The organism is Fibrella aestuarina BUZ 2, assembly GCF_000331105.1.
GTDB lineage: Bacteria > Bacteroidota > Bacteroidia > Cytophagales > Spirosomataceae > Fibrella > Fibrella aestuarina.
On the sequence record NC_020054.1, the window covers coordinates 4,641,738 to 4,667,365 of the forward strand.

General features: G+C 50.6%; 27 protein-coding genes and 1 tRNA gene. 11 read left to right on the forward strand and 17 right to left on the reverse strand.

Features of this window, described 5'->3' with window-relative positions; all coding sequences use genetic code 11:
- Positions 1-50: 50 nt before the first annotated feature.
- The 3 genes from FAES_RS19060 to FAES_RS19070 are packed head-to-tail and all read right to left on the reverse strand — an operon-like array spanning position 51 to position 1,026.
- The gene (locus FAES_RS19060) at positions 51-341 is read right to left on the reverse strand and encodes a hypothetical protein (protein ID WP_015332857.1); all 291 of its coding nucleotides are present in this window, start codon (positions 339-341) and stop codon (positions 51-53) included.
- Positions 342-395: 54 nt separating this feature from the next.
- On the reverse strand, positions 396-692 hold the full coding sequence (locus tag FAES_RS19065) for a hypothetical protein (protein ID WP_041258124.1): 297 nt from the start codon (positions 690-692) through the stop codon (positions 396-398).
- A 43-nt stretch (positions 693-735) separates the two neighbouring features.
- Positions 736-1,026 carry a hypothetical protein gene (locus FAES_RS19070; protein ID WP_041258125.1) on the reverse strand — a complete coding sequence of 97 codons (291 nt, stop codon included), beginning with the start codon at positions 1,024-1,026 and terminating at the stop codon, positions 736-738.
- A gap of 790 nt (positions 1,027-1,816) precedes the next feature.
- On the opposite strand from FAES_RS19070, the gene FAES_RS19075 reads away from it, so the two are divergent.
- A complete protein-coding gene (locus FAES_RS19075) occupies positions 1,817-3,070 on the forward strand; it encodes a DUF4407 domain-containing protein (RefSeq protein ID WP_015332859.1) in 1,254 nt (417 codons plus the stop codon).
- The gene (locus FAES_RS19080; RefSeq protein ID WP_041258128.1) at positions 3,067-3,564 is read left to right on the forward strand and encodes a hypothetical protein; all 498 of its coding nucleotides are present in this window, start codon (positions 3,067-3,069) and stop codon (positions 3,562-3,564) included. Before FAES_RS19075 ends, FAES_RS19080 begins: the two co-directional genes overlap by 4 nt.
- 415 nt (positions 3,565-3,979) lie before the next feature.
- Here the strand turns inward: FAES_RS19080 and FAES_RS19085 are convergent, their stop codons facing one another.
- The 6 genes from FAES_RS19085 to FAES_RS19105 form a co-directional block, all read right to left on the reverse strand.
- Positions 3,980-4,396: a hypothetical protein gene (locus tag FAES_RS19085; RefSeq protein ID WP_015332860.1), complete on the reverse strand. Its 417-nt coding sequence runs from the start codon at positions 4,394-4,396 to the stop codon at positions 3,980-3,982.
- Positions 4,393-4,563 (reverse strand): hypothetical protein, encoded by a 171-nt coding sequence (locus tag FAES_RS30425; RefSeq protein ID WP_015332861.1) that lies wholly within the window; start codon positions 4,561-4,563, stop codon positions 4,393-4,395. The genes FAES_RS19085 and FAES_RS30425 overlap by 4 nt, the downstream gene beginning before the upstream one ends.
- The gene (locus FAES_RS19090) at positions 4,560-4,904 is read right to left on the reverse strand and encodes a hypothetical protein (RefSeq protein WP_015332862.1); all 345 of its coding nucleotides are present in this window, start codon (positions 4,902-4,904) and stop codon (positions 4,560-4,562) included. The genes FAES_RS30425 and FAES_RS19090 overlap by 4 nt, the downstream gene beginning before the upstream one ends.
- Positions 4,904-5,413 carry a hypothetical protein gene (locus tag FAES_RS19095; RefSeq protein ID WP_148289405.1) on the reverse strand — a complete coding sequence of 170 codons (510 nt, stop codon included), beginning with the start codon at positions 5,411-5,413 and terminating at the stop codon, positions 4,904-4,906. Before FAES_RS19095 ends, FAES_RS19090 begins: the two co-directional genes overlap by 1 nt.
- 653 nt (positions 5,414-6,066) lie before the next feature.
- Positions 6,067-6,138 (reverse strand) — tRNA-OTHER (locus tag FAES_RS19100).
- A 221-nt stretch (positions 6,139-6,359) separates the two neighbouring features.
- A complete protein-coding gene (locus tag FAES_RS19105; protein ID WP_041258130.1) occupies positions 6,360-6,635 on the reverse strand; it encodes a hypothetical protein in 276 nt (91 codons plus the stop codon).
- Positions 6,636-6,856: 221 nt separating this feature from the next.
- Between FAES_RS19105 and FAES_RS19110 the strand changes: the two genes are divergently transcribed.
- From FAES_RS19110 to FAES_RS19130, 5 genes are all read left to right on the forward strand, one after another.
- Positions 6,857-7,303, forward strand: coding sequence for a hypothetical protein (locus FAES_RS19110; RefSeq protein ID WP_041258132.1), 447 nt, complete (start codon positions 6,857-6,859; stop codon positions 7,301-7,303).
- Between the two features lie 385 nt (positions 7,304-7,688).
- Positions 7,689-8,960 carry a site-specific integrase gene (locus FAES_RS19115; protein ID WP_148289406.1) on the forward strand — a complete coding sequence of 424 codons (1,272 nt, stop codon included), beginning with the start codon at positions 7,689-7,691 and terminating at the stop codon, positions 8,958-8,960.
- Positions 8,961-9,265: 305 nt separating this feature from the next.
- Positions 9,266-9,568 (forward strand): DUF2695 domain-containing protein, encoded by a 303-nt coding sequence (locus FAES_RS19120; protein ID WP_041258134.1) that lies wholly within the window; start codon positions 9,266-9,268, stop codon positions 9,566-9,568.
- 35 nt (positions 9,569-9,603) lie between these two features.
- Positions 9,604-9,882 (forward strand): DUF7710 domain-containing protein, encoded by a 279-nt coding sequence (locus tag FAES_RS19125; RefSeq protein ID WP_041258136.1) that lies wholly within the window; start codon positions 9,604-9,606, stop codon positions 9,880-9,882.
- Between the two features lie 79 nt (positions 9,883-9,961).
- The gene (locus tag FAES_RS19130) at positions 9,962-10,807 is read left to right on the forward strand and encodes a hypothetical protein (protein ID WP_041258137.1); all 846 of its coding nucleotides are present in this window, start codon (positions 9,962-9,964) and stop codon (positions 10,805-10,807) included.
- 543 nt (positions 10,808-11,350) lie between these two features.
- On the opposite strand, the gene FAES_RS19135 is transcribed toward FAES_RS19130, so the two are convergent.
- Positions 11,351-11,983: an HAD hydrolase-like protein gene (locus FAES_RS19135; protein WP_015332866.1), complete on the reverse strand. Its 633-nt coding sequence runs from the start codon at positions 11,981-11,983 to the stop codon at positions 11,351-11,353.
- Between the two features lie 359 nt (positions 11,984-12,342).
- Between FAES_RS19135 and FAES_RS19140 the strand changes: the two genes are divergently transcribed.
- A complete protein-coding gene (locus FAES_RS19140) occupies positions 12,343-13,308 on the forward strand; it encodes a TraB/GumN family protein (protein WP_015332867.1) in 966 nt (321 codons plus the stop codon).
- Positions 13,309-13,455: 147 nt separating this feature from the next.
- On the opposite strand, the gene FAES_RS19145 is transcribed toward FAES_RS19140, so the two are convergent.
- From FAES_RS19145 to FAES_RS19175, 7 genes are all read right to left on the reverse strand, one after another.
- Positions 13,456-14,277, reverse strand: a complete 822-nt coding sequence (locus FAES_RS19145; protein ID WP_041258138.1) for a hypothetical protein — start codon at positions 14,275-14,277, stop codon at positions 13,456-13,458.
- A gap of 287 nt (positions 14,278-14,564) precedes the next feature.
- Positions 14,565-15,056 carry a hypothetical protein gene (locus FAES_RS30145; protein ID WP_015332869.1) on the reverse strand — a complete coding sequence of 164 codons (492 nt, stop codon included), beginning with the start codon at positions 15,054-15,056 and terminating at the stop codon, positions 14,565-14,567.
- 339 nt (positions 15,057-15,395) lie between these two features.
- Complete coding sequence (locus FAES_RS19155; protein ID WP_015332870.1) at positions 15,396-17,585, reverse strand: glutamine synthetase III family protein; 2,190 nt, start codon at positions 17,583-17,585, stop codon at positions 15,396-15,398.
- 458 nt (positions 17,586-18,043) lie between these two features.
- Positions 18,044-18,706: a GIN domain-containing protein gene (locus FAES_RS19160; protein WP_041258141.1), complete on the reverse strand. Its 663-nt coding sequence runs from the start codon at positions 18,704-18,706 to the stop codon at positions 18,044-18,046.
- Between the two features lie 127 nt (positions 18,707-18,833).
- Positions 18,834-19,940, reverse strand: a complete 1,107-nt coding sequence (locus tag FAES_RS19165) for a helix-turn-helix domain-containing protein (RefSeq protein WP_148289407.1) — start codon at positions 19,938-19,940, stop codon at positions 18,834-18,836.
- Positions 19,941-20,040: 100 nt separating this feature from the next.
- Complete coding sequence (locus FAES_RS19170) at positions 20,041-21,063, reverse strand: glutamine synthetase beta-grasp domain-containing protein (protein ID WP_015332874.1); 1,023 nt, start codon at positions 21,061-21,063, stop codon at positions 20,041-20,043.
- A gap of 350 nt (positions 21,064-21,413) precedes the next feature.
- Positions 21,414-22,256 (reverse strand): AraC family transcriptional regulator, encoded by an 843-nt coding sequence (locus FAES_RS19175; RefSeq protein WP_015332875.1) that lies wholly within the window; start codon positions 22,254-22,256, stop codon positions 21,414-21,416.
- 142 nt (positions 22,257-22,398) lie between these two features.
- Here FAES_RS19175 and FAES_RS19180 point away from each other — a divergent pair, with 142 nt between their 5' ends.
- The 3 genes from FAES_RS19180 to mtaB all read left to right on the forward strand — a co-directional run bounded on the left by FAES_RS19180 (position 22,399) and on the right by mtaB (position 25,605).
- Positions 22,399-23,388: a phytanoyl-CoA dioxygenase family protein gene (locus FAES_RS19180; protein ID WP_015332876.1), complete on the forward strand. Its 990-nt coding sequence runs from the start codon at positions 22,399-22,401 to the stop codon at positions 23,386-23,388.
- Positions 23,389-23,595: 207 nt separating this feature from the next.
- Complete coding sequence (locus tag FAES_RS19185) at positions 23,596-24,123, forward strand: hypothetical protein (protein ID WP_041259192.1); 528 nt, start codon at positions 23,596-23,598, stop codon at positions 24,121-24,123.
- A gap of 135 nt (positions 24,124-24,258) precedes the next feature.
- Positions 24,259-25,605: a tRNA (N(6)-L-threonylcarbamoyladenosine(37)-C(2))-methylthiotransferase MtaB gene (gene mtaB, locus FAES_RS19190; protein ID WP_015332878.1), complete on the forward strand. Its 1,347-nt coding sequence runs from the start codon at positions 24,259-24,261 to the stop codon at positions 25,603-25,605.
- Positions 25,606-25,628: the final 23 nt, after the last annotated feature.

Here is a 25,628-nt window from a genome sequence, read left to right on the forward strand (position 1 = left end):
CAAAACGTCGGGTACGTCGCTTGCGTCGGTTCCCTCAATGATTTCTGCCATTAGCTCAGGTGGTTAATACGTAGGCCGTTGTAGTGAGTGATTCTGTCGATAGCCAGGTTAAACGGTTGGTCGCTGTCGGCATCTTCGAGTAACAAAACGTGGTTAGTGTTCACGTTGCCCCGGTAGCCCGAAGCGCCGGGGCTTCGTTTGGTTGTCTTACGGCATCGGGCTTTATGGCCTATCGTTCCGTCAGCTTTGACGTAGGTAAGGGCGAATTCGTGAACCTGCCCGCCTTCCCGTACGGTTTGGTGAATCTCAGCGAATACGGCCCGTTTGGTTATCGTTTGCATGGCTCAAAATTCCCGCCTACGTGCCCGGCGCAAAGGACAGCCTACGCGGCCCGATTAGAACGTCCAAATCCAGCGAAGGGAAAGGGTTTTGTAGCTCCGGTAGCCGACGTAGTAAACCAGGCCCGCGCCGGTCAGGATCGTAACGGCCTGCCAACGCCTACGCCGGTTGGTTTCCAGCCCGGCCCTATCCTTTGCCTCGAAGGCATCAAAGGCTAAGGGCGTTGCCCCTTCCCGGCATTGGGCCAACCGAACGGCCAGCCGGTCTATGTGGTCGTTTGCTTTCTGTAGATCGCGGGTCAGGCTCGAAACTTCTAACCGGCGAAAGTGCAAGGCCGTAAGGCTGTCGAGCAAGGGCCGGGCGTTAGCTACGTAGTCGGCTACGATGTTTAGGCTATCAGTTACCGCGCCCGGCCTTGATTGCGCTGTTGATCTTGTGCATAGCATCAACAGTAGACAAATGGGCATTAGCCCGCATAGAATCTTTTTCCGCATGGTTTCGGATAATGGTTTTCAGTGAGTCAATCGTTTGATCTTTGGCCCGAAGGGCTACCGACGCCCGTAGGCTGTCGGCTTCGCGCTGGTTGACAAGGGCCGTGCTGAGTAAGTCCCGAAAGCCTTCTATCGGCGTCGGTTCGGTGGGCGTCAGCAGATCCACAAACAGGTACGTTAGGGTAGCCGTTATCACCGCGACAACGACTTCGCGAAGTAGATTTTGGATGTCCCTACGGCCTCAGAGCTTGAGCCTTTGAGAAACGAAAGCAATAAGTTTACATAGTGCATGTGGCCGTTTATGAGCGTTAGAACGGCTCAAAATTCCCCCCTCATACAGCGGGCCGAAAGGACAATTCTATATTTACAAACCAATCATAGTTAGTAGCTCTGACTAATGTTACCTATGCCAATAGATACACGAATGAGGGAATTTGGCGACTTACTCAAAGCAGCCAGAGGGACACGGCTTAAAGCTTTGGTGTCATATGAAATCGGCTCTACATGGTCCCGACTTACTGATATTGAAGAAGGCCTAGCCTTTCCCACACTCGAAGAGTTGGAGATACTTTGTTCATTCTACCATACTCCCGAAAGTGAAATAAAGCGTTTAAAAATATTATTAACATATTATATAACTATCATTTAAAACTTATCATATATCATGAAAATGTTGCGCCGTCAACCGAACCAGTTATCAACAAACTCAATTTATTTTTATAGCTATCCTACTGCTATGTCAAATAATATAGCTCGCAATCACAATATCTATACTATTTATATAGAACAGGTAGGTATAAAAAATCCGTTTACTGTGTTAACTCAGTTGTATTGTATTACATGTTTGCTAAACGTGCCACAAAATCGGTTAAATCAGATCATGTCAAAAAAACTAATCTAACCGTTTAATAAATTCGATAACAGTTAACATAAAGTTCTTTATCAGATTATATCATATTGCAATATGATATAATCTGATAAAGAACATGGTTGGAGATTTTTTTGTTTGGTGTGCGGGAACAGACACTAATGTATTGTCAAAGTGTGAAAATGCGGTCAGAACAAAACATATTGGTATGGGAACATTAGTTATTATCCCAGCATTGCTAGGTTTTATATCAATGTCATATGCATTGTCAACAATAGATAAGATAAACTCAAATCCATTTCTATACATTTTTGGAGGATTAGTTTGGGGGGCAATTATTTTTGCATTTGATAGGTTCATTGTATCAACCCATAAAAAACAGCAATACAATTCTCATGAGTTTAAAAACATCACGTTATATATAAGAATTTTATTCGCGCTCATACTCGGTATCGTAATTTCACACCCAATTGTATTATTATATTTTGACAGCAGCATAAAAGAAAGAATTATTAGAGATACTAATAATACGAGATTTGCCGAAGAATTAAAATTTCAAGATAATTATAAACTATTAACTATCAAACTCGACACATTAATATCAATAAAGAGATGTAATGAAAGGTTACTCACTGCGGAGCAGAGCGGAAATAAACTAAATCTTCCATGTGGTAGTTCTTCAGGCATTCCAAATATTAACGGGAAATTTCCAAGAACTAGAGAAATAAAAAACATCATCGACAAATTAGATAATGAAATAAATAAGGAAAAGGAATATATAACATTAAGATTAGATGAATTTCGAAGAGAAAAAGAAAAGTCCAAATCCGAAATATCAAACAACGTCAGTTTCGATTTCTTAAAAAGAGAAATTACATTATCTCAGCTAAAAAAAGAGTATGCAATAGTTGGCATAACTGAATTACTATTGATGATCGCCTTCGTTTTGGTAGATGTATTACCGCTTATCTTTAAAACCTTTTCTCCTTTCTCAATGTACGATAAAATTCTAGTTGATGACACTGAGATACTAAGAAACATAAATATAAATAGCAGAAAGGAATCATTGCAAAAAGCATACGATAAAATTAGCAAAATTTACACAGTAAGTAGAAGTTTAGATTCAACAAACGATTACAAAGATTTCATTGATAATCTTACTCAAAAATATAACCTGAGCAAAAGTACTATAACAGGAATAATATTGGGCTTATTTATTGGGCTATGTTCTTATTTATCAGGTTACATTGACATTACAAGTAAAGAATTATTCAGTATTGCTACCGTTTTGTCCATAATTGTTTCAGTTTTTTCTAATTTTGTAACAGATTTCATCAAGTTCTTATCAAAATTCTTCAAAAAGAAAGAATGAGAAAGTCATTAGTTTCATTTATAATAGTGGCAGTTATAAGCTTTATAACTGCATACTTACTTTTAAAAGTATTGGATAATTTTCCAAGTACTTCTGAAAGTAAAAATAAAAGTATTGATAAAACCAATAAAAATATTAGAAAGGATGACTCTATCAAATATAATAGTGCTGACACTATTCGTCAAATAGACAACAAGACTATTTCAGATTCATTACTCAATTCTGAAATTGAAAAGCAAAAATTAGAAACTGAGATATTATATAGTGCTGAACAAGCACAAAAATACACAAATAGTCCCAATAAGTCTGTGTCAATTTTAAACTATCACCTAGCCAAACTAGAAAAACTTTATAAAATAAAAGGATTATCAGATGAGCAAAATGATTTATTAAAAAAAACCATAATCAAAATCAAAAAGGTCAAAACCATAAAAAGGAACAGCCACCATAATTCCAGATCAGACAGTCTAAGTTCGAAAAATCTCAAAAAATAAATAATTTCCTGTCATTTTCCATACATTGTACTTATTGGTGGTATTACGCAAATCCTGTACTCTAAAATACCTTTGTGTCCATAGTTGAAAGCTTCGGCACATGCCGAATATAAAGGACCGTTCTTGATCCCGCTTTTGGGCAGTCGCTTACGTATTTCGCTTAGAAAACCTAGAATCGTTTGAAGAATTACATTCTTCGGCATGGCTTAGAAAAGTTTAGGTTGTTGATACTGGGTTTACTCCCGCTTTAGTTGGGCATTTTCAGCGGCAAGCATTTCGGCGGCATCGCAAACTTTCTCAATCGCTAACCGGGTAGTCTTTTCGGTGTCGTGTGAAATTGCACCGGTCTGTTTTGCTCGATTTAAGGCCATATTAAGACTACCGTGTAGCTTAGTATTTGATCGCTTCCATTGATTTAAACAGGGTTCACGCCGCGAACTATCGAAATAAGCCGGGCCGTTGTGTCATTATCAAGAATTAAGTTACATTCTTCAAACAGCAGGTCTTTTACACCCTTGCTAATCGCTTCGTCGTTCGGGTTTGCGTACTCCCAAACGTCGCCTTCGCCGATGCTTTGAACCACGCTTAACACCTTCGCTATTCGGTCTACGTCGTTCGCTTTGGCTAGTTTGTCGGCCAGGCTAACCAAGATTTGTTTAGCCTTCAAATAGATGCTTCGTTGCTCCGGCGTCAGTTGCGCCAACAGCTTGCCCCTTTGCCCTTCGGCGTACTTGTGTAGGTTCGATTTAAGGGGGCTATCGGACAGAATAAATAAGGCAAACTGGTTTAGAAAGTCGGCCTTTTTTTCTTTCTCTGTGCGGCTTGTATTCATTGCTGAGCGGCCTTTTTAGCAAATGACGCCGCCAGGATTTTGGTAAACTCAATGGGTGCCAGAATGAGCACGATAAACAGGCTTATCCCAATAAAAGCAAGGGAAATAAGCAAGCCAGCCAGCACCGAAGCAATACCCACGAGGGGGGCAAGACATAGGGTTTTCATTGCAGGAAAATGGTTTTTTTGTGAGGGGAAAGATTAGTAAGTGTGTTGTCGAGCTTCGCCAGCAGGCTTAGAAGCTCGTACCCGATAGACGCTTCGTTTAATTCGTCGCGTAGGGCCATTGCAGCGGCTAAGGGTATGTTTACTTTGAAGGGCTTATTATTGGGCCGTAGTCGCCACGTTTGGGCCATGTAAGGGGTTATTCGCCCGCGCCACTCAATTAGGATTAGTCGGCTTACCGTTTCGGTGGTTGCTTCGCGTAAGCTGTATAGGTCGGGCGAAGGAATCCAGGCCAGCAACGCTAAGAACTCATCGCGGTAAACCGACAGCGTTACTTTGTGCATTATTGCCGCCGCATGTTGGGCGTAATGTTTAGTTTTCCCTGTAAAGCCGCTACGGCGTTTTGGGCGTTTTTCACCATTTGCGCGTTATCGGCATCCATCGGCGGCAAGTCGGCGACAATGGCCGAAGCCGGGCGCACAATGGGCGATGTTTGGGGCTGCGATTGGTTGGCGTTGTAGTAGTGGCGGCATTTGTGATACCAGGCTTCTACCCGCGTCCGGCTGTAGCTCTTTGGCTCTGCCAGTAGTACCGTTTTACAGTACTCGATTAGGTGTTGCAGCGTCGGGAATTTCTCTTTGGTAAACTCGAAGTCTACCCGTTCCACTTCCCGGAATTTGCCCGTTGGCCGGGGTGGTAAGAGTTTGGCGTAATCTAAGCCGGTTTCGGTCTTACGGGCACCGTAAACCCGATCTAAGAAGTTTGCCGTTTGCAGATCAAGCGTTAATTCATCATACAGCTTGTAGGTATCTGCGAACAATTCCAGAATCAAAATATCCTTCGAGCGGTGCAAGAATGTGCGCTTAAAGAACTGCATTTGATAGCACTTATCTAAGTAGCCGTTATTCAACAGTCGGCTAATACAGTCTTGTAAAAGTGCCTGCTTATCCTGCTTTTCAGCCATGCCCACATTAGCACTATACCCGTCGAAGACGTAGCCGTTAGTCAAGTAAAGCTCCCAACGGTAGGTACTTGTTTCCTTGCAGCCGACGAAGCGGGGTTTATTGGTTTGCGTGAATGCCATTTTTTGAGGGGTTGGGAATTGCCGCCGCGTCCAAATGCGCGAAGCGGTGCGTTTCAGTTATTCAGTTAGGGGATAACTGCTTAGAATAAGCGGTTATACAAAGAGTTAATCAGCGTTACTCAAGAAGTACTTTGCTGTTAGTCTTAGGCTAACTTACTGGTTAACAATAAGTTAACTGGAAACTGGCCGAAAAAAAGCCGTTTTCAAGGGCAATAGCTTTCCACTCAGCCGAAACGGCTGTTTTTTCGAGTTTTCCGACTAACGGTAGTGTGTATACGTCGAAGGTTGTACCGTCCTTCGACTTGCGAGGCCACGCGCTGCAACGACCACACAAAGGGGGGCTTTTACATATCCCCCGGCTCAAGTGGCCGGGGGAATGCCGTTATTCCTAAACCCTTAACCTTTATGTGACTATCACATAGTCGGGGAAAACGGAGTCGAACCGCTGACCTTCGGGCGATAACCCGACGCTCTACCAACTGAGCTATTCCCTGATACCGAAGCCTTGCGGCTCCGGGTTGTGCTTCGCTGTCGAAGCGTTCGGGCGGCTGCAACCGCCCGGCCTGGTCTCTCCTATTGCAGTAGGCCCGGTTTTTCACGTTTCCGCTTTACTGGTAGCGGCCTGGTTTCTCCGGGTTCGTCGTTGGATGTTTATTTGTTGATGAAGTCGGGGGCAAAAGTGGGCGGTTAAGCCCGCGCCGAAAGGACAACTTTGTTAGGCCATTACAGCCGCTTCTTTGGGCAAGCCTGGTAGCTCCGGCATGGTGTTAGAATCAAACTGCTCATGGGTGAAGCCCATATATTGAATCATGCACGTACGAATCCAGGAAGGCAATGTCAGCAGGGTTACGCTACTAACTTTACTGACAACTGACCGCTCGAAATACCTTAACAGGTCTTCACCTGCTAACGCTGAGTTAAATTTCTTGTAGCTCTCATAGTCAGTCCGTTTCAAATGCTCGTAGTGCGCTCGAACGGTAGTTTTAGGCATAGGCGTTAGATAAATAATCGGTTAAAAATGAGACACATGAATAAAAATATATTGGACGCCTCACTTTTTGCCGCAAAATTTGTTACATTAATTGCAACAATATTTGTTACGTTTCCGTGAGGTGATGGACAAATGTAGATTAATCTAGATCGACAATGCAAGTTTATATAGAAAATAATTTTATATAAACTTATATTATTACCATAAAATTCTGTAAGTCAATGGAATACAAATTTGGAGACAAGGTAATTTCATTGCTCAAGGAGCAAGGGAAAACGAAGAAAAGTTTATACCTGCATCTAGGTATGACCGCTAACGGCTTTGAACAGATGCTAGAAAACAACACATTTTCGGCAGTGCGATTAGCTCAGATTGCCGCGTTCCTAGATGTTGACGTAACGCATTTCTATGATCTACCCGTTAGGCAATCGGAGCAAGTCGAGGCAAGTAGCTACTTGAAAGAGACGCTTAACCGTCTTGAAGCATCGTTTGCCCGGCAAGTTGAAATAAAGGATAGCCAAATTGCCGGACTGCAACGGACAATCGATTATTTGACTGGTGGGGGGCAACTCGCGCAAAAGTCTTTTAACGGGCCTGTCGCCATGACGGAAGATGAACCACGCGTTATAAAATTAAACTCAAAAAACAAAGGCTTGAAAACGGCCTAATTTTTTGGGTTTCGGTGGCATTTTCGGTGGCAGGCCGTTAGCGCACTTCGCTAACATCGTCATAAACACATACTTAGAACAGAAAGGTAAAATTCCTCTCTCTCTGCAAGAGCCATTTTTTAGAAGGTTGATATTGAGACCAAACCACGCGAAACCCGCGTGGTTTTTTCGTTTGGGCCTTTTTGTACCGCAAATCTGAACTGCCAAAGCCGATTTAACCCGGTTACGTCCGAGGTTACGGCAACCCCTAGCGGTTACGGCAAGCCCTTTTCTACGTTAACAATATTTAAGTTTCGTAGGATCATATATAGCACTCACCATTAGTATAGCAAACTGATAGACTAGATTACCCAATCTAGTCTATCCTATGTACAATATTAACCGAATGGCTCTCCTGTTCTGGTTTAGAAAATCCGAAACAATACCCGACGCAGGTCAGATCCAGATGCGACTGACCTACAACGCCGAACGAGCCGAACTCGGCTCCACTCACATCGATTGTAAAAAATCGCAGTGGGATCAACCTAATCAGTGCTTCAAGGGAAAGTCCGTCTGGGCCCAGGAGCAAAACGCCAAGTTGGCCAAGCTCACCAAACGCGTCGATGCGTTGGTGGAGAATCTGGAAAGAGATGGGCATGAACTGACCGCCGCGCTGATCAAGAATTTTTTTGCCCTGCAGCACCGCGCTGCCAAAGCCGGAGGCCCGACGGCTGGCATTGTGCACCGGCGCACCATCTTTCCCTTTAACGAACTGGCGCAACTGCATCAAGAGTCTCAGTCTAAGCGCCACAAGCTAGGCAAGATCACCCAGGCTACGCTGGACATCCAGGCTAACTATGCCGCCAACATCGCTGACTACTTCGCTCATCACAGACGCGACAAGTTGCCAGCCACCTCACTCAACGATGACTTCATGGAGCATCTGGAGATGCACCTGGCGGATGTAGAAGAGTTCGGCGGAGGTCACATTGAGAAGCACTTGAAGTTCGTCAAGCAGGTGATGAAGTGGAGCCTGGCCAAAGGCTACATCTCCAAAAACCCGCTGGCCGAGTACGTAGTCGAGGCTTATGATGAACAGCCTGACATCACTCATCTGAGCATCGACGAGTTGCAGCGGTTGATCGACTTCGACTTCCAGGCACTGGCGGATGAAGGGCGCATCAGCGCGCTGTCGGTGCCTGCGTTGAAAGAGGAGCGGGATGCCTTCGCCTTCAACTGCTTCACCGGAATGCACCACTGCGATTATACGTCCAAAACCTACACCATCGAAATTGATGAGGCGGGGGATCACTGGCTGACAGGCAAGCGAAGAAAAACGGGCAAGGAGTTCTTTATGAAGCTGCTGGAGCCAGCAGTGGCCATCTTTCAGCGCTACGGTTCGGATCTTGCCAACCTGCCAGTCAAGTCGAATCAGAAGCGCAATGACACGCTGAAGTTCATCGCGTTGTACGTGGAGCTCCCCTACAACCTGAGCACCAAGATTGCCCGCAAGACGTTTGCCGATCTGGCGCTAAACGAGATGCTGATCGCGGCGGATGACGTAGCCACGATGTTGGGCCTGACCAGCACCAAACGGCTGAAGCACTACGTACGTCCACGCCGTCAGCGCCTGTCGAAGCTGCTGGTGAGCTGGCAGCAGCTATCGAAAGTCGCTTAATTGATGAAAAGATAGTGCTTTGCCCACCTTCACTATCTATTTTAGTGCAGAGGTAGCTTTACCCTGAAGCCTTTTTGCCAGAGTGTGTAGTTAGATGACTGTTTCTGATCTAGAGAGAACGGGCGTTTATATTAGATCAAACCGTAGTGAAACAGGCTTGTTAAGTCCAACTGTACAGACGCACTGCCAATATCGCATGTTTGTAACGTCAGGGATTATATACGCAATCGGCTAAATTCGTTACTTTTGTTATATGTTGTCAAGTTAAGACTTTCGGACACAACGTTTGATTATACAACACTAAAATGGCTTCAAAAGAAGATAAGCAGAGAAAGAAGGGGATTTTGCAGGGTTTCAAAAGCCAAGAACAAGAAGCTAAGATTGCACAGATGCCTGTCTCTAAAACTGATCTGAGGGATTTATTCGACCACTTAGATTTAGCACTACAAGAGAAAGGTTGTGATAATTCGCTAACGCTCACTGATGCTTTTTTAGAAGAAAGACATTTACCAGTTGATCAAACAAAAGCTTGGTTGGCTCAATACGGTGGCTATTGTGACTGTGAGGTACTAGCCAATGTCGAAGACGAATTTTCTAAGGTCATCTGACATAGATTAGCAAAGGCAAGATTATACAACAGAAAATGGATCGTATAAATGGGGTTTGGATCTTTCATGGCGAAGGTGGCCGGTTCTCCAGTGGTGTGTTTTTAACCAAGGCAACAGCAGAAGATTGGATTAATCAACGTCAGCTATCGGGTACGCTTACTTTGTATCCGCTTGATATAGGCGTATATGATTGGTCACTCGAGAAGGGCTATTTTGTCATAGAAAAGGAGGAGCACAATAAGGCGACTTTTATCCAGCGATTCACGACAGGTAGCCAAGAGCATTACCATTATGAAGATGGTAGATTGGACTAGCCGATTAACATATTTCCACTTATACAACAAAGTCTTCTCTGATTAAACCTGACCATTTTTCACACATAACTTCTTTTCAATGAAAGTAAGGAACCTCAGTCAATACTACCTTACGCTCGTTCCATTTGTCGTAGCTATACTCGGGTTTGCCTTAGGACACAGCAGTTATAAGCTGTACATCCCCCTTTGGCTCATTAATGTCTGCTTGATGGTCTGGGCTACCCGGACGTTGAGTAAACAAGCCATCAAAAACCCCAATGAGCGTGGAAGCCATCTCCTAATTAGCTCCTTGTTTCTGATAGCTCCTTGGCTATTTATCTCCGTCTTTGCGGGTATGGGGCCGCCACCCAATACGGCGGCAAGCTGGGTAACTACGGCTGCCGAACAGCAAGTTCGCTATGTTATTCTGCTGCTTAGTGGTGTATTAATTACCATTGGGTTTACCTTTTTAAGAGCCCGACTAAACCTAGCTGGTGAGGAGGTTTATTCGTTACTTGGGCTGGTAATTATTTTTTTGGCCATGCCTCTATTTATGCTCAATATGACATATTGGGGTGGCTTTCTGACGGAATCCTTCCGGATTTTTGAGGCTTCTAATTTGGATAAAAGACCCGACTGGTATTTACCTTTGAGAGAACTGTTTGCCTGGATAAGCGGAGTTGAAGTCGGATTGACCTACTTAGCCACTGCTGCCTTCGGTGCCTCTCTGAAAACAACTCGTTGGTTTAAGCCACGAACCTGCTGGATCTATATCGGTGTTAGTCTGTTGGGCTTTCTATTAAGCGTTTTACCTGAGATTTCCTTTATGCCCCTAACAGTCGGCTCTTATCTGGTATCAATCCCAGCTATTCCTTTCATCATGCCCTACTTGATAGCAGTCAATCTATTGAGCCTTTCCACTACTCTAACCGGCTCAACAAATTAAATTATTTCGATAAAGCAGATTTAATACTGTTCGGCAATTTCCTGAAAAATTCCCTTTACATAATGGTAGTTATCTAGTAATTAGCAGAAAAGTACAAATAAGCGAACAGGCTGACGTTTGTATTTTTCGCAGATTACTCCTCCCGAATGGCGCTTTTTAAGAAGTTGCACCTTTTCACTCAGCGAAATACCAGACTGACAGGCAATTACAGCCCCCCCCTCCCGGGCCTCGCTTTTCTGTGAGTTGACCCCGCCCTTTAGCATTTTGGCAATCGCCAATTTCCATTTTTGGCGAATAGCTGAACGCCCAGGTACTGACGGATCGTGCCGATCGCGCCAGCGCCTGGGCTTTCCCATTTTACAATTATACGTGGCTCGGGCTTAGACGAACGAGATATCAAAATCGTCCAGCACCCGGGTGATCCCCACCTTCTGGCGACGGATGATGTAGTAGTCGACTGTATCGCTCAAGTGGCTCGCCCGCTCCTGCTCGATGTCAACACTCTCGCTGGAGTAGTCGGGTTCGGTCGAGTCATGCGTTCCGTCAATGTTGCAGAACCGCTTCTGCGATTGCTTCGGGCGAGTAGAACATCATCATATTGGGTTGGGCGGCCAGCACATCCGGGCGCGTATATCCCCAGGCAACACCACCGAAGGCCGTCGCTGCTTTTTGGGCCGCTTCCTTATCCCGCACTTCGTCGCCGATACAGAGCGTTTCCTCAGGCTTCACGTTTGCCTTCGCCATAGCCCGTTTAAACTTGTGCTGCTTCATAAAAAGCGAAGTGCCACATCCGTAATAACTGATCAGAGAGGCACTTTCATGTCCCAGCACCTGCCGGACGTTTTCCTCGCTGTTGGAGCTGACAATAGCCAGCTTAACCCCCTGAGTCGCCAGGTTTCGTAATAGCTCAGGTATACCGTCGAATAACCGGATCTGGTCAATATCACGCTTCATCAGCTGAATAAACGAGCGGGCAATAAGCGGCACCTTCCAGGCTGGCAGATTAGCCCGTTTCATCATCTGTCGGGCATCCAGCCCCCGCAGTCGATCCACATCCGTGGTATCAATTGTCGGGAAGCTGTACATCGTGGCCAACGTATTCATCGTCCGCAGGAAATAGGGAAATGAGTCGGCCAGGGTGCCGTCGAAGTCGAAGATAATCAGCTTGTAGGTCATGATGGGGTACGTTCTCCGGGGTCAGTTCGCGGGTGTGGATCAGTCACAAAGCAAAGTTGACAAAAGAGACGACGTACCCAAACGCAGGTTTTCCTGAACTGACGGACTATGGGCTCGACCCAACGATTCCCCAGCATCAATCGGTACGTATTGGTACCCGATCGGCCTGTACTATACCAGCGACCTTGGTCGAGCGCGCCACGGTTCGTTCCTCCAATGCGCGTCCATTGCTGTGTCGACCTGATTGTCGCTAGCCTTTGTCTCCTCACGGATGAAGTAATTCATCAGTTCCTTGCGTATAGTCTCGATTATATCAGGATTCGATTTATTTGCCATCGCGTCCTGTTGTCAATGCGCTTATGACATTTCCTCAGCCTTTGCCTGCCACACCCGATCTACGCCGTCTGCTGCTGTTCGCTACGATCTGGTTCTTTGCTCACCCGTTGCTTGGCCAGCGAAGCAACAAAACGCCCTCGCCGATTACCCCTACGATTCTTTGGAAAATTAGCGGTAAAGACTGCCCGCGCCCCTCCTATCTATTGGGGACCATGCACCTGTCCGATGCTGATTGGCTGTTTGCGTATCCGGCTGTGCAACAGGTCATTGACAATACCGAGACGATTCTAACCGAGGCGTATACTACTGATACCACAAGATTGCCGTCAGCCGATGTTGCGAACCCGTTGAAAGCGTTGCCCTTGCTTAGCCGCAACCAATATCAACTGGTGGATTCCTTCTTCGTGGCCCGAGTGGGTGAAGGCATCACTGGCAATGCCGAAGCCGAAACCATGACCGTCGCGCAGCTTGGTGATGCGATTCTGTTGACGTTGGCGTCTCAAACCACAGGAACCAACGGTACCACCAAAACCATGGACCTGGACCTGTTCAACCGGTACAGGCAGTTGGGCCGGAAAGGCGATCGCCTGGATCGGGTGGCCGTCACCGCCTTTGATTCGACCACGATCGATGAGGCCAGGCAATACCTGGCTCGTTCATTGGCTTATATCGAAGGCAGCGACAAACCCGACTGGAACCCCTACCACCAGGCTGGCGTGCAACAAAGCATCGTTGGGTACAAGCAGATGCGGTTTGCTTATAAGCTCGATCAGCAGCCCCAACCCGAACAGGTATCACCCTATTTCGATTTTGTCCCCCTAAACGTGCGCAACCGCAATTGGCTGGGCAAGATCACCGCCACGATCGCCAGGCAACCTACGCTGATTGCCGTGGGAATGGCCCACTTGTTCTATAAAACCGGGCTGATCGTGTTGTTGCGTGAGCGTGGTTATCAGGTCGAACCCGTGTTGCTACAGAGCCGTAACTGAGGGTGTGATTTTGAGCCACCCGCTAGCCGTACGAAATAGTCTCCGACTCAGTAAGTAGAACGTGAACTAGAATCGGCTGTGCTCATCAATGAAAAAACCAGCTTCGCGTAAGAGAAGCTGGTTTCTAAAGAACATAATGCGGTGATGCTATTGCGGATTTTTCAGGAAGTACGGGCTACCATCATTGAAGAACAGGCGGGTATAGCCGTTGAGTTGCGTGGGCGTGCCGGCTGGATTTTCCAGGCCGTCGGTTCCCGAGTCGCCAGCGGCAAAGCAATAGCGGCGGCCGATGTCCCACGGATCGGCGAAAAAGCCCACGTCGGAGCGGAGCAGGATGTTGCGGCCCCGAACAATAAAGGCATCCCGACCTTGGCCAGCTTCATTGGTCACGTTCTGGCAAACCCACCATTTGTTGTCGAAATAACGGGCCTCGAGTAGGGCGTCTGGATCGGGCCCAAGCCAGCTGGCGATGTAAACGCGCGATTCTACCGTTCCACCCGAACCGAAACGGGGGCTACAACTCACCCGAAACGAATTGCCCGACGGCCCCGGCTCAAAACCGGCTGGTGCCTGAAACGTGCTGACGGTGAATCCCTGCGCATCACCGGGGTCCCCCTCGAAGCACTCGATCTGACTTTCGCTGTAGGCTTTGTTGGCGATATCGCCCCGCCGTAGAAATTCTTTGCCCCGGATATAGAACTCGTTATCGCCGAAGATCTGCGCGACGTATTGGTTGTTGCCGTTGATCAACACCTGCAACCGGCTGCCCGTAACCGTCCAGGTACCCAGAAATTTGCCGTTGGTAAAGCCGCCGCAACCAGCCTGATCGAGCCGTCCACTGCGGCCTACCGATGCATTTGGTTTGACTGCCGCATCCTGCTGACGGTCGCAACTGACGGGGATAGTGAGCATCCCGCCCAGTAGAAGATAGGCGCCGATCCGTATCAGGCCTGTTTTGTAGCTGTTCATAAACGATACATTGAGTGTTTGATAACTCAACAAAAGTCTATTTCATCTACAGGTAATACAATCGGCAAATTCACTGATTTTACGTGGAGCCGCTAAGGGCATTCCACTACCAGTGCGGGATCGGGCCAAGTTAACTGTAAATTGTTGCCGGTAGCTAGATCCCTATTTTGCCTTATGTGGCCCAACGCCACACAAGGCCGGATGCTGCGTTGTTTTCTCGATCCGTTGCAGCTTCGCCATTTTTCCTATGCCGAAAAAGCCGCAGGTTCAGGTATAAACCGGTCGCTCTACTTCTTGACGCAGTTACAGCTTACATCAGAGTTGCTAACCTGCGTTTGGTGCCCATTGGCCCCAACGATGCTGTAATTCGCGGAGTTCAGGGTGATAGACAGGGTTTTGTTGTCCAGTCGGCCATTACCTGAATAATAATTTGACAGGTACGTGGTAATTCCTCCTGTGGTGTAGCTGGTCGCTATCTCAAACTGGGGAATGATAACCGATTCACCGGCAAGCGTCAGCGGGAATGTAAGTTCGCCGCTGCCCTGCTGTGTAGTCAGGCTAAGTTGCAGCGATCGCTCGCCGGTTTCAGTCATTTTGCCACTATAGGTCTTGGTTTCAACTTGTTCACTGGCTTCGGCTAGCCGGGCTGTCTTGTTGACTAACGTGCAGTCGTACGTTCCTACGTAAGCGGCGGTTGGGTTAACAGTGGGTTCTACGTGGCAACTGGTCAGTGAAAGTGAGATAGCACTACAAGCGATTAGGTAAGCGTACAAGCGCATGGTGGTATGTATTGGCTAAGTTGAAGAAAGCGATAGACCGATATGTGCGCTAAGGAACTACGTGTATTACTCAATAGAAATCCTCAACAAACTATCTGACACTATAGACATTTACACCCAGCCAAAAGTCACCATGAAATGCAATAGTTATTTTCTATAGTAAATCTACTTAGCACCCTTTCGATCGTTTATAAACAGCGCTTCAGCGACGGCAAACATTAGCAACCCAATTCCAATACAGGTACTGACTGACCGCGCGTTCTCGAGCGGGCTAGACAAAAAAACGCCCGACACCTTAACAGGGCCGGGCGTAACTACCTACTAACCAAAGCCATATGGCTACTTAACAAACAGCAGCTCACGGTATTTGACCAATGGCCAGTCTTCGTCGTCGATGAGCAGTTCGAGTTTATCGACCTCGTAACGGATGACGTCGAAATACTCTTTGACTTCCGTCGCGTACAGCCGCGCCATTTCCGTTGTGTCAGGTACGTTGTTGGCCCGTTTGCGGGCGTCGATCATCGCTTCCACATTCTTCTTGATCGTCACGACCCGGCTCGACAGTTCGCGGATGATGCCTTTCACTGGTTGGGCTTCGTTGACCATGTCCAGATCGACCAGCGACTTGGCCGTGCTGGTGAGTTGATTCATGTATTTCAGCGCCGTCGATACCACATGGTTGATGGCCAGATCGCCCATCACGCGTGACTCGATCTGCACGTTCTTGATGTACTTCTCCAGCTCGATCTCGTAGCGGGCTTCCACTTCAGCGTGGTTCATGATGCCCATCCGCTCAAACAGGGCCAACGAGTCGGGTTGGGTGTAGACGTTGAGCGCCTCGGGCGTCGAGCGGATGTTGGAAAGGCCGCGCTTTTCGGCCTCGGCGACCCAATCGTTCGAGTATCCATTGCCTTCAAACAAGATGCGTTTCGACGCGCGGTAATACTGCTTCAGCACCTCCACCACAGCCAGTTCTTTCTTGTCGAACTGCTCCAGCTGGGCCTCAAGGTCTTTGCGGAACTGCACCAGTTGGTTGGCCACGATGGTGTTGAGCACGATCATGGTCGAGGCGGAGTTGGCCCCACCACCCACGGCCCTGAACTCGAACTTGTTGCCCGTAAAGGCGAAGGGCGACGTCCGGTTGCGATCGGTATTGTCACGAATCAGGGCGGGTACGCGGTTCAGCCCGAGTTTGTAATAGACATTGTCGCCTTTATTGAGCGCAATTTCCGACTTGTTGTCGAGGTCTTCCAGCGCCTTCGTGAGCGTTTCGCCCAAGAAAATCGACATAATGGCGGGCGGGGCTTCATTGGCCCCCAGCCGGTACTCGTTGCCCGCCGAGGCGATGCTTGCCCGGAGCAGATCGGCGTGGTCGTGAACGGCTTTGACCACGTTGACCACAAACGTAATGAACCGCAGCGTTTCTTTGGGCTTACTGCTGGGCGCCAGCAAGTTAATGCCCGTATCGGTGGCCAGTGCCCAGTTGTTGTGCTTGCCCGACCCGTTGATGCCTGCAAACGGTTTTTCGTGAAACAACACCTTGAAACTGTGTTTCTCGGCCACTTTATCCATCAGGTCCATCAACAGCGCGTTGTGGTCGATGGCGAGGTTGACCTCCTCGAAGGTCGGGGCCACTTCAAACTGACCGGGGGCCACTTCGTTGTGCCGGGTACGTACCGGAATGCCCAGTTTGAGCGCTTCAAACTCAAAATCGACCATAAACGCGTTGACGCGCGGCGGTATGGAGCCAAAATAATGGTCTTCGAGTTGCTGCCCCCGCGCCGGCTGATGGCCAAACACGGTGCGGCCCGCCATGACCAGATCGGGGCGGGCGACATAGAGGGCTTTGTCGACCAGAAAATATTCCTGCTCCACGCCCAGCGTCGGGATCACCTTGTCGATGTTGCGGTCGAAATACTGGCAGACGGCGGTGGCGGCTTTATCGAGCGCCGCCAAGGATTTGAGCAGCGGCGTTTTGTAGTCGAGCGCCTCGCCGGTGTACGAGATAAACACCGACGGAATACAGAGCGTCTTGCCGCCCGCGCCGTTGTCCATCAGGAAAGCCGGCGACGACGGGTCCCAGCCCGTGTAGCCGCGGGCCTCGAAGGTGTTGCGCAGCCCACCGCTTGGAAACGACGAGGCGTCGGGTTCCTGCTGCACGAGCGCTGAGCCCTTGAACTTCTCGATAGCTTTGCCGTCGGAGGCCAGGTCGAAAAACGAATCGTGTTTTTCGGCTGTCGAGCCGGTGAGCGGCTGAAACCAGTGGGTGTAGTGAGTCGCGCCTTTGCTGAGGGCCCACGACCGCATGGCGTTAGCGACCTCATCGGCAATGTCGCGGTCGATGCGGGCGTTGTTGTCGATGGCCTCGGTGATGCGTTTGTAGGCATCGGCCGACAGCAACGTCCGCATGGTTTCTTTATTGAAGGTGTAGATGCCGTAGTAATCAGCGATGCGCTCAGCGGGGGGCGCTACCGGGATAGCCTGCCGATTCTGGGCGGTAGTGAGGGCGGAAAAGCGAAGGTTGGCCATTGGGTACGTTCAAAAGTGGTGGTCCGGTCTTCAACGGCCTCTACCGACTGTATGCGCTGGGAAAACGATCCCTCGACGACATACCGGGTTTTGTATTTTGGCTATTGACTATTGGACTGATCGACTCCAAACATACAAAGCATAGCTATACAAACCACAGCCATACCCGAGCTGTGTCGGCCTGCTCGTTGAGCCATCGGTTCCTCCCCCTGCCCTTATTCGCTCCCGATGACAGACTCATCGGCCCGATCTGCGCCAAAAAATAGCGGGAACCGGGGGGACTCAATCAGAATGCACCCTGGGTTTTATCCCAAAACGCCCTTCGTAGCGCCTCACCCGGTTAGCGCCCTTTTCTTGCAGCGCAATTGTGTAGGGCAACCCACCTCCCCGAAAAGCAGGCCGTAGTTCAGTCCATCTTTAATCATGGGCACGTTGATCGAAGGTGGTGTGAAGTCGGCTTATTCGCTTGTTACCGTGCTGCCGCCGCTTAGGTTCTGATTTAGTTGCGGGGTTCCTTTGTAGTAGAGGCGACTGCCCCCGGAAGCCGTTATCGTCAACGTACCTGACGCGGCCACCCGTGCCTCACTCCCACCCGACAAAGCCACGGTGGCGTCGGTAACGGGCGTACTGTAGCCCTCAAAACGGGAGCCTCCCGTGAGCGTCAGCAGCAGCTTTTGCACGGTGCTACTCAGCGTAACCGATGAACCACCTGACTGGCTGATCGGCAACGTACCTGTCGTAAAGCCAGCTATCGTGGCGGCTACGCCCCCTGAAAAGTCGGCCCCGGTCAGTGTTGGCATCGTGATGTCGACGGTACCGATAGCTGATTTACTGGCTTTATTGCGAATCTCGACCACCAACGTGTTGCTAGATTGCGTCACCGACAGAGTACGCTCATCCACTGAAGGCACCGAAATAAGTACCTGCCGGGCCGTGCCCTGACGAATTGTCGTCCGGAAGCCACTGCCAATCTGGACATTCGTGAACGTATTGAATTGCGAAAAGTCCTTTACGGGCGTCAACGTTTCGTCCGTGGCGCTACAACTCGCCAGGAGTAGCGTAGTCAGGGTAATCAGGCCATAACGTTGGTTGCTTAAAAAAGCGCGGCAAATGCGTGACATAACTGAATGCTTGTTGATAAACGCCGCAAAGCTAGGGCAGGCCAACAGGTCTGGCCAGCGGCAAGTCGTCCAGCCGACCCGGTACATCAACAGATTGGCTTTAAGCGCAAGAATTCAGACGCCGATGTTAAGATACTGGACTTTGTTTCGCCCGATACTGAGAGGGCGTTTGACCGGTCAGGCGTTTAAAAGCAGCCTGATATGTCGATTTGGCCCCGAAGCCGGCTTCCAAACCTAACCCTTCCAGGGTGTAATGACGGTAGGCGGGATCGGTCATCAGCCGCTTAACGGCGTCGACCCGGTACGTGTTGACCAGATCGATGAACCCCGCCGGTTGAAACTGATTGATGATGCGGGACAAATAAGGAGGTGAAACTGACAGCCGCTCGGCCACATCGGCAAGCTTCAGGTTCGGTTGCCGGTACAGTTGTTCGCTTTCGAGCAGTTCGATCATCCGCTGGTAGAGCTGTGCCTGCGCCGATGGAGTCTCGGCGGGAATCGGGGGCTGCTCCGTCATTGCTGGCGGTGAGGTACGTTCGTGCCGGATGAACCCCCAGATACCGGCAAACAGCAGAAAGAGACTACTGCTGATCCCCAGTGGATAATAGTTTTCCCGGCCAGGCCGGAAGCCGAGCAGGCTGACCGCAGTCGGGAACAGGGCCAGTATCACCAGCATGCTTAGTCCAGCCCAGAGCCGGTAAAACCACTGATGCATCGCGCGCTGGTCAGGCCCATCGGCAGATTGCTTACACAGGCTGATGACGTTATACAACACCAGGCAACTAACGATCACGATTGGCAGTGCGGTGAGCGTGAGCCAGTTCCGTACGCCTTTGGCAAAAGCAAAAACAGTGCTGTCGATAGACTGCTGGTAGAGGGCGGCCCCGGCCGGCAACAGGTAAAGCGCCACTTCTAACCCCGCGCCAACCATCAGAAAGCGCCGGAATGTGCTGAACCGGCCCGCCGCCCCCGATACACTATACACGTAGCTATAGAGCAGGTAAACTGGCAACAGTATCAGGTTCATTGGCAGCAGTATCAATACCTTCCAGCCCAGCTGCCATTTGGTCCAGTAAAGCCACATGTAGATATTGTTGAGCGCATGCACGGCGAGGGCCCAACCCAGGTATCGACTGCCTGACACAGGGGTACGTCGAAAGGCATGCACCAGCCCAATCAGCAAGCCTTGGAGGCCACCAAGTAGAATGACTAACTGGATGAACGTTGTCAGCACGGTGCGTTGCGCCTGGTTGTTGACAAAAGTAACGCACACCTATAAAAAACGGCCTATCATCGCTGACAGGCCGTTTTGATTCACAGGTTGTACGCTGAATTTAGGCGGGTACTTGCGCTGATTTCACCGTCGTGATAATCCGGGCAGCTACTTTATAAGGATCGGCAGCCGAGTTGGGGCGGCGATCTTCGAGCCAGCCTTTCCAGCCGCGTTCTACAGTAGCGATGGGGATACGGATCGACGCACCCCGGTCTGAGATACCGAACGAGAACTGATCGATCGACTGCGTCTCGTGTTTGCCGGTGAGGCGGAGGTGGTTGTCGGCACCGTAAACTTCGATGTGCTCTTTCACCACCGGGCGGAAGGCTTCGCAGATGGTATCGTACACTTCTTTCGAACCGGCCGTACGCAGCGTTGAGTTCGAGAAGTTGGCGTGCATACCTGAGCCGTTCCAGTCGGCGTCGACACCCAGGGGCTTGCAATGCCAGTTGATCCAGACACCGTATTCTTCACCGATGCGCTCCAGCAGGTAACGGGCCACCCAGATCTGGTCACCAGCTTCGCGGGCACCTTTGGCAAAAATCTGGAATTCCCACTGACCGGGGGCTACTTCGGCGTTGATGCCTTCTACGTTCAGACCGGCTTCGAGGCACACGTCGAGGTGTTCTTCGATGATGTTGCGGCCAAACGCGTTCTTTGCCCCTACCGAGCAGTAGTATGGACCTTGCGGACCGGGTTCGCCCTCTTCGGGGAAGCCCAGCGGCTTGTTGGTTTCGGTGTTGTAAAGGAAGTACTCCTGCTCGAAACCAAACCAGAAATCGTTGTCGTCGTCTTCGATCGTGGCGCGGCCGTTGGTGGCGTGGGGGGTACCATCGGCGTTCAGTACTTCACACATGACCAGGAAGCCATTCTTACGCTGCGGGTCAGGGCAGATGAAAACGGGCTTCAGCAGGCAGTCTGATGAGCCACCGGGAGCCTGTTCGGTCGATGAGCCGTCGAACGACCACATGGGGCAATCGTCGAGCTTACCTGAAAAATCAGCTTCAATTTTGGTTTTTGAACGCAGGCTTTGGGTGGGCTTATAACCATCGAGCCAGATGTACTCCAACTTGGACTTTGCCATGATTTGTAGAGGTCGTTTAAAGAGATACGTGTTTCGGTGTACTACTGTCGGGCTCAAATATAGGCGGCTTTAACAAAAGAATAATAGGCGTTTCAAGCCTTTAACAGGATTTTATACCACCAAATCAGCACAATTAAACTATTTATCCGTTAAATCCTATTTTAACCAATTATGGTTTGGTTAGCATATGAATTTGGATTAAACCAAATCAGCGCCGAAAATCGACTTTTGCCGCGCATAGACGGCTTATTATCACCAGACTGGGGCTATATGGGCTGGATTTATACTCAAAACCGGCCAAAATGAAACCAGCTACCCCTGCTGAGGTACGTTTAGTCAGACCGACCGGATCAGCTCATTCGTTTTTTGAACTGAAGCGGGTTTTCACCCGTAACGCGCCGGAATATCTTGTTGAAATACGACAGACTCTCAAACCCGCTGGCCTCGGCAGCTTCCGTTACGGTATGGTTCGCCAGCAGTAATTTCTGCGCCTGATTAACCCGATACTGGTTCAGCAACTGCGTGAAGGTGAGGCCCGTCAGTCGTTTGATGTATCGGCAGAAAGCCGCCTCGGTCAGGCTCACGAGGCTGGCAACCTCAGGCACACCGATGCGGCGGCTGTAGTTGGCCTCGACAAACTGATACACGCGCCGGAGCCGTTGCTGTTCGGCCAGGTTATACGTACCCACAATGGGTTTCCCCTGCAACGAACTGACTTCCGGGCTGACTGCCAGTTGTTGCAGGCTATTGAGCAGGGCCATCATCCGCCCAAACGGCGGCAGGCCGGCCAGTTCTTCCAGTTGCTGCCCAACGGTGTCCTTGGTGACCCCACTAAACGACAACCCCGCCCGGGCGCGCTCAAACAGATCGGCGATGGCGGCCAGTTCGGGGGCCTGCCAGAAGCCCTCGCCCCAAAAGCCCGGCGCCAGTTGGATCACCACCTTGCGGTAGTCGGTGGTGACGCCATAGTCGAAATTCAGGTGGGGCAGGTTAGGCCCGATAAACACCAGGTCGCTGCCTTCGTAGCGCGAAATATGGTCGCCGACGTGGCGGGTCCCGCTCGCGCCAACGATATAGACCAGTTCGTATTCGGGGTGATAATGCCAGAAAAACACCTCGTTCAGGTGCGGGGTCAGCAACAGGTGAAACGAGCTGTCGGTATCGGGGCGGATCTGTTCGAGGGCGACTTTCATTTTTGCTCAAATCTGGCCCACAAACAGGAGTTGGGCTGATTCGGGAGCAAAATAGTGCAAAAAGGGGTCAGAGTTGTGTTAACGCTCTGCACTTCACGATCCATAGCTTTGTCCTATTCATTCACCAAAAAAACAAAACCCCATGCAGCCGACCGAACCCATCGCCACCATGCAGCCCACGATGATTCCCGACAATGCCCATACCGACATTCCCGGCAACCCATCGACCGCCATCAGCAGCCAGCTTCCGCTCAACGACCGATCGAATGGCAAGCCCCTACGCGTGCTGTCGGAGGAAGACTGGGCCTTTTGGATAAACAACGGGTACGTGGTCATTAAACAGGCCGTACCCCGCGAGCAAGCCGAACGACTGGCGCAGACGATCTGGGAGTTTGAAGAAAAAGACCCCAACGATCGGGCCACCTGGTATGCGCCGCCCCGCGCCGAGATGCGCATGAAAGAACTGATTGGCTCGGGTATGGTCGAGCTGTATAACCATCAGCACGAATGGGACAACCGGCAGACGCAGCGCCTGTATGATGCCTTTGTGGACGTGTGGGGTACCGAAAAGTTGTGGGTCACCATCGACCGCGCCAACCTGAATTTTCCGGCCGACCCCAACAAGCCGTTCAAGGGTTTTATCCACTGGGATTATGACCCCGAAACACGCCCGCAAAACGTGCAGGGTGTCCTGGCGCTGGCCGATCAGACCGACGAGAACATGGGCGGTTTTCAGTGCCTGCCCGAGCTTTACCGCACCTACGATACCTGGAAGCTAACCCAACCCGCCGACCGCGACCGCTTCAAACCCGACACGACGGGTTTCGACTTCGTGAAGGTGAAGCTGGAAGCCGGCGACCTGCTGATTTTCAACAGTACGCTCCCGCACGGCATTCGGCCCAACCACTCAACAGACAAGGTGCGCATCGCCCAGTACATCTCAATGATGCCCGCCCAGGAAGACAACGAAGCGCTGCGGCAGTGGCGCATCCGGTCGTGGCGCGACCGGCAGGCGCCCGAAGGCTACGCTTTTCCGGGCGACCCCCGCAATTGGGAAAAAACCCGCTACCAAACCGCCGAACTCTCCGACCTCGGCAAAAAACTGCTCGGTCTGGAACGGTGGGAAGGTTGAGCATGAGTAATGGACAATGAATGATGTATAATGAATGATGGACAATGAAGGGTGGATGCTGGCTGATGGATTGGTACTGTTGGTGCGTTAGTCCATCATACCGCAGCGGCCTGGCGCCCCCGGCGGACCGCATTGTTCATCATCCATTGCCCATCATCCATTATTCATTGTACATTGTCCATTGTCCATCATACAGTATTCATGCCCATGCGTCCTCTCCTACTCCTCCTGCCCTTGGCGGTTGCCTGCCAGACTAGCCCCAAAGCCACTGAAACCGCCGCAACGAAACCGGATACGGTAGCGGTTGACCTGAACAAGATGCCGGGCCGGGATGCGCCGCGCTCAGCCGCTGACCGGATGGTGCGGGCGTTGTATTTCGAACACGACAAGGAAGAAAATCCGTTTCTGGAGGCGGGCAACCCCACGCTGGCAACCCAATATTTTACCCCGTCGACGGCCAAACTGGTGCAGGCCAAAGCGGCGAAACTGGGCAAACAGAAACGCCACGCCATCAATCCGCTGTACAACGTACCTGATAAGCAGGTGACGAAGATGTGGGTAATGCCGGGTAACGTGGCGGGCGACAAGGCCGTGATTTTCGTGACCTACACCGATGCCAACACCGGCAAAGAACAGGCCATGCGTTGCGAAGCCGAACTGATCGAGAAAGGCCGCTGGCGCATTTCTGACATCGTCTACGGCGACGGCAAACGCCTGACGGAGGTGCTGAAGTGAAACGTCGGTCAAAAGCCAACGGCCGACGTTAGCTTTTGGGCCCGAGCCTTGACCATTGAACCTTTCCGCTCCCCTCAGACTTTTGTATTTTTGCAGGACAGATGGCCCCGTTGTGGGATAGAATGCGCGTCGATTATGAAAAAAGTGGCCTTTTATACGCTTGGTTGCAAGCTAAATTTCTCGGAAACCTCGACCCTCGCCCGGATGATGGAGCAGCAGGGCTACGAGCGCGTGGAATTCAATCAGCAACCCGATATTTTCATTATCAACACCTGCTCGGTGACGGATAATGCCGATAAGAAATGCCGCAAAATCGTGCGTGAGGCGCAAAAGATCAACCCCGACGGGTTTGTGGCCATTCTGGGGTGCTATGCGCAGTTGAAACCGACCGAGATTTCGGAGATTCCGGGGGTGGATGCCGTACTGGGTGCCGCCGAGAAATTCCGGCTGGCCGAGTTGATGCCCACCTTTACCAAAGCGCCCACCGGGCAGCCGGGCCGCGTACTCAACGCCAACATCGAAGAGGTAGTCGATTACCACGCCGCTTACTCGCTCAACGACCGCACGCGCACCTTCCTGAAGGTGCAGGACGGCTGCGATTACCCCTGCGCCTACTGCACCATTCCGCTCGCACGGGGCAAAAGCCGCTCCGACACGGTCGAGAACGTGGTGCGGGCGGCCCACGAGATTGCGGCGCGGGGCGTGAAAGAGATCGTGCTGACGGGCGTCAACATCGGCGATTTCGGGCTGGTCAACAGCGGCGGGCCGATGATGCGGCGCAACGAGACCTTCCTGGACCTGATTCAGGCGCTCGACGAGGTAGACGGCATCGAGCGGTTCCGGATTTCGAGCATCGAACCCAACCTGTTGACTGACGAGATTATTGCGTTTGTCGCGCAGTCGAAGCGGTTTGTGCCGCACTTCCATATCCCGCTGCAATCGGGCAGCAACCAGGTGCTGGGTCTGATGCGCCGCCGCTATAAACGCGACCTCTACGCCGACCGGGTAGCGACAATCAAGGCCCTGATGCCCCACGCCTGCATCGGTGTCGACGTAATTGTGGGGCACCCCGGCGAAACCAACGAGCTCTTTCTGGAGACGTACCAGTTCCTCAACGAACTGCCGGTGTCATACTTCCACGTCTTTACGTATTCGGAACGCCCCAATACCACCGCCCTGACGATCAAACCCGTGGTGCCGGGCCACGTCCGCGCCGAGCGTAGCAAGATGCTCCACATCCTGTCGGATAAAAAACGGCGGGCGTTCTACGAATCGCAGGTGGGTCGCACGGCTACGGTCTTGTTTGAAGACGACGTCGACGAAGCCACTGGCCGGATGCAGGGGTTCACCGAGAATTACGTCCGCGTGGTCGCCAACTACGATCCCCTCCGCATCAACGAACTGGTGCCGGTGCAACTGACCGCCATTAACGCCGACGGGCTGGTTGAGGCAGAAGACGCCAACGTACTGGTGACGCACTAAGACAGCGAATCACTTATATTCCT